This is a genomic window from Dyadobacter sp. CY326, assembly GCF_021390515.1.
Taxonomy (GTDB): Bacteria; Bacteroidota; Bacteroidia; order Cytophagales; family Spirosomataceae; genus Dyadobacter.
On sequence record NZ_JAJUXI010000007.1, the window covers coordinates 193,989 to 207,060 of the forward strand.

Here is a 13,072-nt window from a genome sequence, read left to right on the forward strand (position 1 = left end):
GCCCGCTAACCGAAAATTAGCGGGCTTATTTATGCAATAACTTTCCAAGTCTTGAAGATTTGGAAAGTTTAAGAACAGCTTACAAAGCCGAAACTGTGCGTTGGATAAATTGCGTTAGATCGCTTCCTGAAAGCAGTCCTTGTGAAAGTAATGCAAGATCGTAAACCTGCTTTGCAAGTGATTTTTGACCTTCCTCATTTTCTGTTTGCAGCACGCGGCTGATGACTGGATGATTTGCATTCAATGACACTGTGTACATCAACGGCATATCACCGAACATGGAACGCTGTCCCGAAGTCGCCTGCATATCGGTCATCCGACGCATGAATTCAGGGAATGTGATCACAACCGGCAACTCGTCAACTGGCATTGCTTCAACCTGAACGTGAGCACTTTTGCTTCCCGCCACATCTTCAAAAATCTTCTTCACTTTTTCCTTATCGTCGTCTGACAAAATGCTCTCCAACTGGACGTCTTTTTCAACCAGCTTGTCCAGGGTTTCTGCATCCACACGCTTGATATTGATTTTTTCAAGCTTCTGCTCCAATGCATTGATAAAATGTGAATCGATCACTGTGCTTAATGTCAGCACATCATAACTTCTTTTCTTGGCCGACTGGATGAATGCATCCTGCTTTTTCTCGTCTGTGGTGTAAAGCCAAACGAGGGTGTCATTTTTGTCAGTCTGATTGTCTTTCACGTGCTCGCGATATTCGTCGAAAGTGAAAAATTTACCTTCTGTGTTTTTTAGCAGACAGAAATCTTTCGCTTTGTCATAAAACTTGTCATCGCTGATAATTCCGTATTTCACGAACAGACCAATGTCATCAAATTTTTTCTCAAAACCTTCGCGGTCATTTTTGAAAATTTCAGACAGTTTATCAGCCACTTTACGCGTGATATAACCATTGATTTTCTTCACGTTGCCGTCCGCTTGCAAATAACTTCTCGACACGTTCAAAGGAATGTCTGGCGAGTCAATAACACCATGAAGCAGTTGCAGGAAGTCAGGAACAATGTCTTTCACCTCGTCCGTAATGAACACCTGACGGCTGTAAAGCTGGATTTTTTCGCGTTGTCCCTGAAAGTCGTTTCTTAATTTCGGGAAATAAAGAACGCCGGTCAGGTTAAACGGATAATCAACATTCAAGTGAATCCAGAAAAGCGGGTCTTCGCTGAAAGGATAAAGTTCTTTATAAAAAGCCAGATAATCTTCGTCTTTCAGATCCGCCGGATTCTTTGTCCAAATCGGGTTCGGATTGTTGATGATCTTCTCTTCAAACTCAATTTGGATCGGCAGGAATTTGCCATATTTTTCAAGAATGCCACGCAGACGATGTTCATCCAGAAACTCTTCCGAATCGGCTGCAATGTGCAGGATGATCTCTGAACCGCGATCTGCTTTTTCAGCGGGGGACAATTCGAACTCTGTCGAACCGTCACATTGCCAGCGAACGGCCTCAGAGCCTTCTTTGTATGATTTGGTAATGATTTCGACATTCTCAGCAACCATGTAAGCCGAGTAAAATCCAAGTCCGAAGTGACCGATAATGCCTTTATCGCCTTTTCCGTCCTCGCCTTTGTCCTTGTATTTTTCGACAAATTCGGTTGCGCCTGAAAAAGCGATCTGATTAATGTATTTCTTGATCTCATCGGCTGTCATCCCAATCCCATTATCACTGATCGTAATGGTTTTAGCGTCCTTATCCAGCTTCACAACAACCTTTAAATCACCTAATTCTCCATTAAATTCGCCATAAGAAGCAAGTTTTTTAATTTTTTGGGAGGCATCGACAGCATTGGATACTAACTCACGTAAAAAGATTTCGTGGTCCGAATAAAGGAATTTTTTGATAATCGGAAAGATGTTCTCGGTATGAATGCTAAGGTTTCCTTTTTCCTGAATCACTGATTCCATAATTATGCCGTTTTTGTTTATATTATTAATGAATTGTTTTTTCTGCGTTTGCAATACGCAATCCAAATATGCGTTCCAAATAGAACTTAAAAGCGCTTTGGCTGACAGATTGTCAGCAATGTGCAGATCATCACATAAAATCAATTGGCTGGTAACTGACTGGCTTTTTTCTTAATATTGCGACTGGTAAACAACCCAACTAAAATCACAAAACAGTTCATTCAAGAACACCAATTAGTAATATGAATCTTATCAAGAAATTTTTTGCAGGCATCCTTTTATTAAGCGGAATTTCAGCTTGCACCACAATGAATTCCGTCCCCCTCTCCAATTATACTGTCTTTACCGAAGATCTTCGTCGCGATCTGGAAGCAGCAAACATTGAAATAGCCAAAGTGCAGTTCTTCAATGACAAGGCGATCAACATTCGCAGGGAAGTGTCTGATCCTAACGACATTAAAGTGAATCCGGAAGGACAAATCACGATGAGCAATGGAAAGAGCATTCAGACTATTAATGTGCTTCCATTTACACCAGGAGTTGCTTTAAGCTCGGATAATGGCGTTGTTTTTGTGTCTTGGGACGACACGCAACAGGATACAAAAGGAATGAAATTCAACTTGAGTGGTCAAAATTATTTTTTGGATGTGTTGCCTAATAACAAGTTCGAGTATAAAGAAAGAACATTCGATCTGCAAGGTGGAAACGGCGCCCGTCTTTTTGTTAAGAAAGACCTTTTGAAGCAGGTTAAAAATTCAAGGGAAACATTGAAAGGAAGAAAAGTAGGTCAGTAACCGAAAATCATATCAACGAAAAAGGTCAGGAAATCCTGACCTTTTTCGTTTTAGCTAATTCATATGGAAATAGCCCGTTTTGTCACTGGTTATTTTAGGTTTGCTGATAACTGCCGAACTCTGGATTAAGACCAGCAGCATTAATCCAATCACAACGGCCATCGCTATTTGCAAAAATGATAGGATTCCGAAACTCGCAATGTCACTCTTTGACTCCCTTACCAAATCCTTCCCGACATTGGATTGAATGTTTGCAAGCTCATTCAAATTCCTTACTGTCCTTGCAAATGTAACTCCACCAGATCCCGCAAACAGCCGTTTCCCTTCATCTTGCTGGCCAGCGCTGCATAGGTTAAGCACCGATTTTTCCAGTAAAGCATATTCCGCAATTTCACTCTTGAATGCACCCAGACTTTTCGCCTCTTCATCAACAAGATAAGTCTTTTCAAAAGCATTGATCAGCGAATCAATGTTCTTGTTATGCGCGCGCAGCTGCGACTGAATTTCACTTTTATCCGCCGCGTTGCCCGACATTAAGTGTTCTTCAAGCGATAGCCGCTTGCCGTATAAATTTTCGGTCAGGTAAATAATCGTTGTTGCCGGGACGAGACGGTCTTTATATATTGACGAAAAAGACTTGTCGATCCCTTCCATATTATGCCTTGAAATCAACGTGGCCAATATAATGAATCCCATAATGCCGCCAAGAAGCATTGCCGCTTTCAATTTTTGTTGGATTACAAAAGACCATTTCATGGCAAAACTTTTAAAAGATTGAAATCAATAGGGTTATTTTTCTTTTCAAAATACAAAGATAACCTCGTATTATAACGTTCGACTTGGCTCGAAAGATCTGAATTTTGGTGGAAATAACCGGCATCATTGATTTTACCAGCTGCATTTCAGTTGTGGTACAATTTTGGTAAACACTGCTAATGTGCCGGGTTTTCTGGATTTCGAACATTATTTATGATTACTTTGAAACCAGCAACCGGATCTCAACCTCCGTTATTTGATCTAAAACACTCTTCTTTCTATGAATGACGTTGCAATTGATTTCAGTAAGGTTCATCAGATCCAGATTTTTGGCATCACGATTTTAGAACCTTCCACTGTAATCACAAGTCTGATGATGACCGTTGTGTGCATTTACGCATTTGTTCATCTAAACAGGTTAAGCCGGGCGCACCGGATGTATATGCAAATCCAATATTTTTTCCTGTTTATGGGGATTGCCACAGCAATTGGTGGCGTTTTAGGACATGGATTTCTTTATTTAACGGGACAGCCAGGCAAGATTCCGGGCTGGTTTGCGAGCATGATTGCTGTTGCATTGTTCGAACGGGCGGCCATTTGGCACATTAAGCCACTTTTGCCAACCAGAGGCGGCTTATTTTTAGGCTGGCTCAATTATGTCGAACTCACGATTTTCTTCATCCTTACTTTCATTACATTAAACTTCCTGATCGTTGAAATCCACGCATTCTATGGTTTGTTCCTGATGCTTTTCCTGATCGAAATTTATGTTTACAAAAAGAGAAAGGATCCTGGGAGTGTTAACATATTCATTGCCACGGGATTAGGAGCGGTTTCCGCAGGCTTGCATGCGTTAAAATTCAGTTTTGGGCCGTGGTTCAACTACAATGACATCAGCCACATTTCAATGGGCTTGTCCATTTGGTTTTATTATCAGGGAGCAAGGCATATGATTTATTATGGCGAAGAAATGATCAAGCCCGAAGAAGTTTTGGAAAGCGAAAATTGATTCACTATACATAAAAAAGAGGATGCCAATGACATCCTCTCTTTTATTACAAACAGCTAAGCTGCTCTAATTTAGATATTTGGCTGCGGTGTGTAACGCAGATAAGGCTTAACGATATTAAGGCCTTTTGTAAATTTCTTTTGCGCATCTTCCGTGTTCACCGCCGGAACAACAATCACATCTTCTCCACTTTGCCAATCGGCAGGCGTTGCGACAGAATAGTTGGCTGTCAATTGCAGCGAGTCTACAACACGCAGCAACTCGTTGAAATTACGGCCCGTCGAAGCAGGATATGTCAATGTCAATTTGATTTTCTTGTCAGGTCCAATGATGAACACCGAACGAACGGTTGATTTTTCACTCGCATTCGGATGGATCATATCGTACAATTCAGCAACCTTACGGCCTTCGTCAGCGATTATCGGAAAATTAACCTCCGTTCCACTCGTCTCATTAATATCCGGAATCCAGCGATTATGAGATTCCAGATCATCAACGCTTATTGCAAGCACTTTAACATTGCGTTTTTCAAATTCCCCTTGCAAAAGAGCAGTTTTTCCAAGTTCTGTTGTACAGACCGGCGTGAAATCGCCAGGGTGCGAAAAGAACATTCCCCAGCTATCTCCTAACCATTCGTGAAACTTGATCGGGCCTTGTGTGGTATTTGCCTCGAAATCAGGGGCAATGTCTCCTAGTCTAAGTGACATATTTCGTTAAAATTTTAAGTGGATAAATAATCTACTGATATTATAGAGTTAACGCAAAAATAAAAAATTAGTTTCAAAAATGGTCCGCCGGAAAATTAATAAATGACCGACCGTTTTGAAATATTTTCGTCGCTTAGGCCACTGCAAAACTGTCGCCTGATTGCGATTTAACCTTATTTTAAGGCTCCTTTAATTGCGTTTTAATTGATTATAAGCTCTTTTGAATCATAATTGAAAAATAAGCAGCAACAATTTGCTCCATCATCAGTGAAAATCATTTGCGTCAAATTGAATTGGTCCGCACACCAGTTCAATTGACGGGATGGCAAGTCGAAGCGCTTCATTCAATTGCCTGTTCGTTTAAGTTAGCTAAACCATCTCATGCTTAAAATGAGATGGTTTTTTGTTAAATTGAACTATAAAAGCGGTTTTTGCTTTTTTGAATAAATGTCAAGAGAGCTGCTATGAGTTTGAAATTGCCAGTTTATCTGGATAATAATGCAACAACGCCAATGGACCCGCTGGTTTTGGAAGAAATGCTGCCTTTCTTTTTAGAGAAATTCGGCAATGCTGCCAGCCGCACGCATTCGTTCGGGTGGGAAGCGGAAGAAGCAGTGGACATTGCGCGGGAAAATGTTGCAGCGCTAATCGGCGCACATCCTCAGGAAATCGTGTTCACTTCCGGCGCAACCGAGGCCGTCAACCTGGCAATAAAAGGAATTTGGGAGAGTAAAACAACCGAAAAAAGGCATATTATCACGGTCTCGACAGAGCATAAAGCTGTTTTGGACACCTGCAAGCACATTGAAAAGGTCGGCGGCGCAGTCACTTATTTACCCGTCCAAACGGATGGAATCATCAATCTGGAAGATTTAAAGGCTGCCATCAGGCCCGACACGCTGCTCATTGCAGTGATGTATGCCAATAATGAAACAGGCGTTATTCAGCCCATTCGCCAAATTGGAGCCATTGCGAAAGAGCACGGAATTTTGTTTTTCACGGACGCATCGCAGGCTTTGGGTAAAATTGCAATCAATGTGCAAGCAGATGACATTGATTTGCTTGCTTGCAGCGCGCACAAACTTTATGGCCCCAAAGGCGTTGGCGCGCTGTATGTAAGAAAAAAAAACCCAGCGGTTGCGCTCACAGCGCAGATTGACGGAGGCGGCCACGAACGCAGCATGCGCAGCGGCACGCTTAATGTGCCGGGTGTGGTTGCTTTTGGAAAAGCCTGCGAAATCAGCAATGAAAAATTGACGAAAGAAAGCGAGCGGCTTGCGTCGCTTCGCGATCGGTTTGAAAATCAATTAATTACGTTACCCAATGTTGTCATAAATGGCAATCATACGCAGCGACTTCCTCACGCAACCAACATTTCATTTCATAATATTGATGGTGAAAAATTGATTTTTGAAGCTGCAAACGACATTGCTTTTTCAAGAAGTTCGGCGTGTACATCGGCCACCTTGGAACCAAGTTATGTGCTGAAAGCAATGGGACTTTCGGACGAATTGATCCATAACACATTCCGGTTCAGCCTGGGCAGATTTTCAACCGAAGAACAAGTAGATCACGCAGTTAAAGTAATTTCTAAAATTGTAAAAGAACACCGGAGTGAAGGAAATTACGGACATCATCAAGTCATATGAAGCAGCTGTCGCGGCTGGGAAACGAACTGCCCTGGCAACCGTCGTGCACGTCGAAGGCTCCTCTTACAGGCGTCCGGGCGCACGCATGCTTGTCACGGACGACGGCCAGCTGACAGGCGCAATCAGCGGCGGATGTCTGGAAGGCGATGCATTAAGAAAGGCATTGCTGGCCATTTCTCAACAAAAAAACAAGCTTGTAACTTACGACACGACGGACGATAACGACACCACACTCGGCGTTCAACTGGGGTGCAATGGCATTGTGCACATTCTTTTTGAGCCAATTCATGCTTCCGACCCTACTAACCCGATCGCCCTCCTCAAACGCGTGCTGGAAAAAAGGCAAATTGCCGTTTTGGTAACGCTGTTTTCATTAGGCTCACGCACCAGCGAACAGCCCGGAACTTGTTTTCTGAATCTGCAAACGGATGATCTGACCATTGACAATTTGACTGATAATACACTTAAAAACAGCATATTACTCGAGGCCGAATTGTCAAAAGAAATAGAAGAGTCATTTTTCAAAACATTTGATTTGAACGGTCTGAAATTGACTGGTTTTGTGGAATATCTGCAACCTGCGCCTGCCCTTGTAATCGCTGGTGCTGGCAACGACACCATTCCACTTTCCGAGATGGCTCATATTCTAGGTTGGGAAGTGACTGTAGTGGATGGGCGCAATGGTCACGCCACAAAACAGCGATTTCCAAAAGCTAAAAACGTTGTTGTCGTGAAAGCTTCCGAAGTGTTAAATCACATTGATGCAGATGCGCGGACATTTTTTGTGCTGATGACCCACAATTACAATTACGATCTGGCTTTATTAAAAGCGCTTATTTTCCTTGAAGATTGCATTTATATCGGCGCATTAGGTCCAAAAAAGAAGCTGGAACGAATGTATGGTGATTTGCTGAATGAAGGAATAAAGGTGACGGAAGCACAAAAAGCCAAGATCTTCGGCCCCGTCGGACTGGATGTGGGTGCTGAAACTTCCGAGGAAATTGCCCTTTCGGTGCTGGCCGAAATCAAGGCGGTGTTGAATGGGCGGACAGGGATTTCTCTTCGTGAGAAAGTGGATCCAATTCACAGCCGGTCCGATCAGAAAGTGGACTATCATAAAACCACACGCGAAGATTTTCTTTGCGAAATTCAAACGGCCCAATCCTGAACCATGCCGCAAAATCATTACGCGATCATTATTCTATCAGCCGGCAATTCATCCCGGCTTGGCGAACCAAAGCAATTGCTGAAATATCGGGATAAAACGTTGATCCGGCATGTCACGGAGGCAGCATTGGCGGCAAAAAGTGCACTTGTGATTGTTGTAACCGGGTCCAATGCTGCGCTGATCGAACAGGAACTAAGTCCACTTTCCTATCACGTTGTTCACAATCCGATTTGGGAATCCGGGATGGCCTCATCCGTGGTGGCTGGAATTACGGAGCTTATGGCAATGCATCCCGATATTTCGGGAGCGATTTTGGCGGTTAGTGATCAGCCATTCGTCACCGCAGCATTGTTCAATGCATTGATTGAAAAAGCCGCGCAAACAGATTTTGGAATCATCGCCTCGTCCTATGGCGACACAAAAGGAACGCCGGTTTTGTTTTCTAAAAAATATTTCCCTGCCCTCTTGCAACTGGAAGGAGCCGAAGGAGCCAAGAAGCTTGTAAAAAAATTTGTTGAAGATGTCATGCCAGTTCCCTTCCCTCTCGGCGACATTGACATCGACACGCAGGAAGATTACCGAAAGCTGCTCAATAACAACTAATTCTGCGCTTAGTCAACTTTTTCCAAAATATTTTCACAAAAGTCTTGCGAATCAAAATCCATTTTCTACTTTTACAGTGCACTACTTAACTAGAACACTAAACGATTCTAAAAATGATCGAGCTCGACCATGTAACTTTTGGATACAGTAAGAAGAAAAAGCTGTTTGAAGATCTCTCGCTAAGATTAGAAGCCGGGCACATTTATGGCTTATTAGGGAAAAACGGAGCCGGGAAATCAAGTCTGCTTCGAAACATGGTTGGCCTGCTTTTTCCATTAGATGGCAAAATCAATGTTTCAGGATTTGAGCCACAAAAACGTCAGCCGGCTTTTTTGCAAGATGTTTTCTTTATTCCCGAAGAAATTTATTTGCCTTCCGTTACTGTGGAGCAATATCTTAATATGCTCGCGCCATTTTACCCTAAATTTGATGACTCCCAATTCCAGAAATACATTGCCGAATTTGACATTCCGGCTGGTAATAAACTTACGGGGATGTCATACGGTCAAAAGAAAAAGGTTCTGATTGCATTTGCATTGGCCACCAACACCAAAGTGCTGATCATGGATGAACCAACGAACGGACTTGATATTCCCTCCAAAAGTCAGTTTCGCAAGATCGTTTCGGCAGCGTCGGACAAGGATCGACTTATGCTCATTTCCACACATCAGGTTCGCGACCTCGACAATCTCATTGATTCGATTATCATTTTGGAAGACAGCAAAATTTTGATCCGGCATAGTCTGGATGTTGTTGCGGAGCGCCTTTGTTTTGGGACTTTGCCCAGCATTGAATATGATGAACGCGTTTTGTATTCGGAGCCTTCCATGCGCGGTTACAAGGCGGTTTTTGAAAACTCCACACAGGAAGAGACGCGCGTTGACCTGGAACAACTGTTCAATGCTGTGCTCGAAAACCCGGAGCGAATTCGTCACATTTTTAGTGAAAATCCATGAAAACGATCATTTTATCGCTGCTTGCACTCATTTTGCTAGTGCTGACAAATGAACTGCCATTCATCACATCGATCCTCTTTTCCTTAAATCTGACATTATGAATCAAACATTCAACCTGCACCGTTTTGTCCTGATGGTGAAACTGGAATTCACTGAAAAAGGGAAAAACTATTTGCTTATGGCTGGCTTGCTGATTGTGCTGCTGCTGCTTATGCTCACACCAATCGCGCTTTACAACGAACCGAGCGGCTTTCGGGAGGCTTTGCATTACATGGCGCTCTTTATGATTGTCCTTTTTGGAAGCAGCCTTTATACCGGCAGCGGTTTAACGCAATACACGACAACCGACACAGGAATTGCCGCATTGATGATCCCCGCTTCGAGAACCGAGAAGTTTCTTAGCTCACTCATTGCGAACCTCATATTCATTGTCCCATTCCTGATTTTTTATGCCCAGCTGCATTATTTCACAATTGATTTAGCAAATGAAAAATCGGCCAGCAATGCTTACAAATACAGTCATATCAATCCGGATTACCTGCGTTACTTCACCTATTTCTATTTTGCAATGCACAGTTTTGTTTTTCTAGGTTCTATCCATTTTGCAAAATCGTCTTATATAAAGACAGCCATCATTATTGTTGTGATTTGCCTTGTCGGATTCTTCCTGCATGTTTACCTGGCCAACGCCTTCACTTCCCGGCCTACTAAAATTAACACGCTGCCGCTTGCAGGATGGCAAGTCTGGACATATGACATCCGAGGCAACTCGGTGATGCATCAAAATACCAAGTTTTACCACGTGATGTTTTCCGATAACATATACATTTTAATTCAGGCATTTCCGGTTTTTCTGACGCTGGCGTTTTGGTATGCCGCATTTCTGAAACTGAAAGAGAAACAAATTTAATCACACGCTTCAATGGAATTTAAAGACAAGCAATCGATATATCTTCAAATAGCGGATTACATCTGTGAGCAGATTCTGCTCGGGAAATGGCCGCCAGGAGAGCGCATTCCGTCTGTCAGGGACTTGGCTAGCATGATGGAAGTCAATCCAAACACCGTAATGCGGACTTATGAATTTTTACAAAACAAAGAAATCATTTTCAACAAAAGGGGCATTGGTTATTCGGCAAGCGACAATGCAAATGAGCGGATCTTGACTTATCGCAAAGAGCGTTTTCTTGACATCGAATCGCCCGATCTTTTCCGGACAATGTATTTGTTGAACATTAGTATAGAAGAGCTGAAAATGTATTACGACAAATTTATTACAGAAAATTATCCTGTCACTAACTGATTTTCCTGACTTATGAAACCGAGCAATATATTGGTGATATGCCTGCTGACAATGATCTTCCTCGCGATTCTGGGCTCCAACCTCGTATTGAAAGCTGAGTTTGATAAATTAAATAAGAAAGATCCGCTCGCAGGATACAAAAAGGAAGTTGTTAAGCCTTTCAAATATGTCCGGCTTCAGGGCAAGCCTTTCGGCGTGACGGAAATACGGCAAGGCGCAACATCGGAGATTGACTTGATTAGTGATCCCAAATATCTTTCATGGGAAGTGAAGCAAGACACTTTAATTGTCACTTACAAAAAAGATTGGAGCGAGGCTTGGTCGCGGCGGGAAGATTTGCTAAATTCGGTTGCATCCGTTTACATCTTCACCCCTCAATTGCTTCGCGTTGACTCTGACAATGCTTTTTGCAGAATAAAAGGCTGGAAAAGCGAAGCGCTCACCATCAACCAGAAAGGCAGTTTGTTCGTTCTGGCCGACAATAAAATTGCTCATGTAGATCTCAAACTTACATCCGGGAATTATGCGAAAATTGCATCCGACAACGTGTTTGGCGACATTAAGCTGGAAGTTGCAGACAGCAGTAGTATAATTGTAGAAAAAGACGTGATGAAAACCATTAGCGCCAATATTGACAGTTCGGCCCAAGTGACCATGCCCGGGAGCTTGTTAAAGAAGCTTTGATTGGAAACGATGGTGGAACAATGATTATAGCTTGGATTTTCGGAGGCTATTAATTCAATAGCTCCGGGTTGAAACCCGGAGCTATGATATCAGTCATGCCTGACGGCATTTTTACATCCCCCACGTAAAAGTGCCGTCAGGCACGACAGATATCCCGGCCCCAGGTTTCAACCTGGGGGATTAAGAGCGAAAATGTGAGGATGATATTTTAATCAATAAGACAATATCAAATATATTTAAGGCCAAAATACAATCTCAATATCATAGCTCTGGTTTAAAACCCAGAACAACAAATATCAGTCATGCCTGACGGCATTTTTACATCCAACACGTAAAAGTGCCGTCAGGCACGAAAAATATCCCGGCCCCAGGTTTCAACCTGGGGATTAAGAAAGAATATGTGCAAAATGCTATTTAATCCCCAGCATCAAACTAGTGCTTCCGCCAGCATTTGTGGTTGGCAACACGCCATTCCATTTGGAAACCCATTCCTGCTGGATCAGCAAAGGCGTTAATGTTTTTTGACGCAGCTGGTTAGCTTCCGCTTCGGCCCTGGCTTTAATTAATGTTGCTTTGGCCTGACCTTCGGCGCGGGCGATAATTACTTTTGCCTCTGCTTCGGCTTGCTTGGCCATATTTTCGGCTTTGAGGCGAGCTTGAATTGAAGTGTTCTTTTCATCAATCATTTGCCGCAACGACGGCGGTGGCGTAATTGCAGAGGTTAATTGGTCATATATAAAACCATCCTTCCCCAAAGTTTTCGTTAAAACATTCTGAACACGATCTTCAAATGCTTCCCGGTTGGACATTACGCTGTCAGAGCTGAATGAATTGGCAACAATGCGATAGGCGTCGTAAATTGTATTCTTCATAAATCCCTGCTGAATTTCCCCTAACGGTCGTCTGTATTGGCGGTAAATCTGCGGCACCTTTTCCGGATTAATGTGATAGTTAAGCTTCGGATCGACTTTAAATTCTGCCGCGTCCTTTGTTGTAATTACGAAAGAGTCATAGTCTACGCTTTGCGTAAATGTTGGAAACTCGATGATTTTCGTGGTCCAGGTGTTATACCAAACGCGACCGGTTACCAATGTAATGTTGTCAACGCCCTTGTCCGTCCCGTAAAGGTTAATGCGGATACCCACGTTACCGGCGTCAATGTTTTCAAATGTAAAAGGTTGAATAAAAAGCGCAATGACAGCCACGAAAAAACTGACTGTGCCAATAACAATTTTCCTGCCAAGCGTCATCATATTTCAGATTTTGAAGATGTGAAGAAGTGTTTAACGTCTGTTGCAAGCAAATAGATCGCACTGCAAATGATTGCCAAACCGCCAAAAACGAGCAGGTCCGATTGTGCATTGATGAGTTTTAAAGCGTAAGTGATGACAATGATCACGGCCGCAATTTTGAGAAAGTATTTCATGCATGTGAGGTTTGTTTGAAGTAAATTTAATAACCGCACACTAAGTCATATCATAATTTTATCCAGTGGTATCTTTGGATATTTAAACGTATCAAAAAC

General features: G+C 42.7%; 14 protein-coding genes. 9 read left to right on the forward strand and 5 right to left on the reverse strand.

Going from position 1 to position 13,072, the window contains the following annotated elements:
• Positions 1–79: 79 nt before the first annotated feature.
• Positions 80–1,918 carry a molecular chaperone HtpG gene (gene htpG / locus LZG73_RS15530; RefSeq protein WP_233851592.1) on the reverse strand — a complete coding sequence of 613 codons (1,839 nt, stop codon included), beginning with the start codon at positions 1,916–1,918 and terminating at the stop codon, positions 80–82.
• Between the two features lie 308 nt (positions 1,919–2,226).
• Between htpG and LZG73_RS15535 the strand changes: the two genes are divergently transcribed.
• Complete coding sequence (locus LZG73_RS15535; protein ID WP_233851594.1) at positions 2,227–2,712, forward strand: hypothetical protein; 486 nt, start codon at positions 2,227–2,229, stop codon at positions 2,710–2,712.
• Between the two features lie 54 nt (positions 2,713–2,766).
• Here LZG73_RS15535 and LZG73_RS15540 read toward each other — a convergent pair whose 3' ends face one another.
• Complete coding sequence (locus LZG73_RS15540; RefSeq protein ID WP_233851604.1) at positions 2,767–3,468, reverse strand: MCP four helix bundle domain-containing protein; 702 nt, start codon at positions 3,466–3,468, stop codon at positions 2,767–2,769.
• Between the two features lie 280 nt (positions 3,469–3,748).
• Here LZG73_RS15540 and LZG73_RS15545 point away from each other — a divergent pair, with 280 nt between their 5' ends.
• A complete protein-coding gene (locus LZG73_RS15545; protein WP_233851606.1) occupies positions 3,749–4,477 on the forward strand; it encodes a DUF6962 family protein in 729 nt (242 codons plus the stop codon).
• Between the two features lie 71 nt (positions 4,478–4,548).
• Here LZG73_RS15545 and LZG73_RS15550 read toward each other — a convergent pair whose 3' ends face one another.
• A complete protein-coding gene (locus LZG73_RS15550; protein WP_233851608.1) occupies positions 4,549–5,184 on the reverse strand; it encodes a peroxiredoxin in 636 nt (211 codons plus the stop codon).
• A gap of 470 nt (positions 5,185–5,654) precedes the next feature.
• Between LZG73_RS15550 and LZG73_RS15555 the strand changes: the two genes are divergently transcribed.
• The 7 genes from LZG73_RS15555 (at position 5,655) to LZG73_RS15585 (ending at position 11,547) form a co-directional block, all read left to right on the forward strand.
• On the forward strand, positions 5,655–6,833 hold the full coding sequence (locus LZG73_RS15555; protein WP_233852442.1) for a cysteine desulfurase family protein: 1,179 nt from the start codon (positions 5,655–5,657) through the stop codon (positions 6,831–6,833).
• Positions 6,799–8,001 carry an XdhC family protein gene (locus tag LZG73_RS25590; protein WP_233851610.1) on the forward strand — a complete coding sequence of 401 codons (1,203 nt, stop codon included), beginning with the start codon at positions 6,799–6,801 and terminating at the stop codon, positions 7,999–8,001. Before LZG73_RS15555 ends, LZG73_RS25590 begins: the two co-directional genes overlap by 35 nt.
• 3 nt (positions 8,002–8,004) lie before the next feature.
• A complete protein-coding gene (locus LZG73_RS15565) occupies positions 8,005–8,604 on the forward strand; it encodes an NTP transferase domain-containing protein (protein ID WP_233851612.1) in 600 nt (199 codons plus the stop codon).
• A 113-nt stretch (positions 8,605–8,717) separates the two neighbouring features.
• Complete coding sequence (locus tag LZG73_RS15570) at positions 8,718–9,560, forward strand: ATP-binding cassette domain-containing protein (RefSeq protein WP_233851614.1); 843 nt, start codon at positions 8,718–8,720, stop codon at positions 9,558–9,560.
• A gap of 97 nt (positions 9,561–9,657) precedes the next feature.
• The gene (locus LZG73_RS15575; protein WP_233851616.1) at positions 9,658–10,470 is read left to right on the forward strand and encodes a hypothetical protein; all 813 of its coding nucleotides are present in this window, start codon (positions 9,658–9,660) and stop codon (positions 10,468–10,470) included.
• A gap of 12 nt (positions 10,471–10,482) precedes the next feature.
• Positions 10,483–10,863: a GntR family transcriptional regulator gene (locus LZG73_RS15580; protein ID WP_233851625.1), complete on the forward strand. Its 381-nt coding sequence runs from the start codon at positions 10,483–10,485 to the stop codon at positions 10,861–10,863.
• Between the two features lie 12 nt (positions 10,864–10,875).
• A complete protein-coding gene (locus tag LZG73_RS15585) occupies positions 10,876–11,547 on the forward strand; it encodes a hypothetical protein (protein ID WP_233851627.1) in 672 nt (223 codons plus the stop codon).
• A gap of 410 nt (positions 11,548–11,957) precedes the next feature.
• Here the strand turns inward: LZG73_RS15585 and LZG73_RS15590 are convergent, their stop codons facing one another.
• Both LZG73_RS15590 and LZG73_RS15595 read right to left on the reverse strand, forming a co-directional pair.
• Positions 11,958–12,800 (reverse strand): SPFH domain-containing protein, encoded by an 843-nt coding sequence (locus tag LZG73_RS15590; RefSeq protein WP_233851629.1) that lies wholly within the window; start codon positions 12,798–12,800, stop codon positions 11,958–11,960.
• A complete protein-coding gene (locus LZG73_RS15595; protein ID WP_233851631.1) occupies positions 12,797–12,973 on the reverse strand; it encodes a hypothetical protein in 177 nt (58 codons plus the stop codon). Before LZG73_RS15595 ends, LZG73_RS15590 begins: the two co-directional genes overlap by 4 nt.
• Positions 12,974–13,072: the final 99 nt, after the last annotated feature.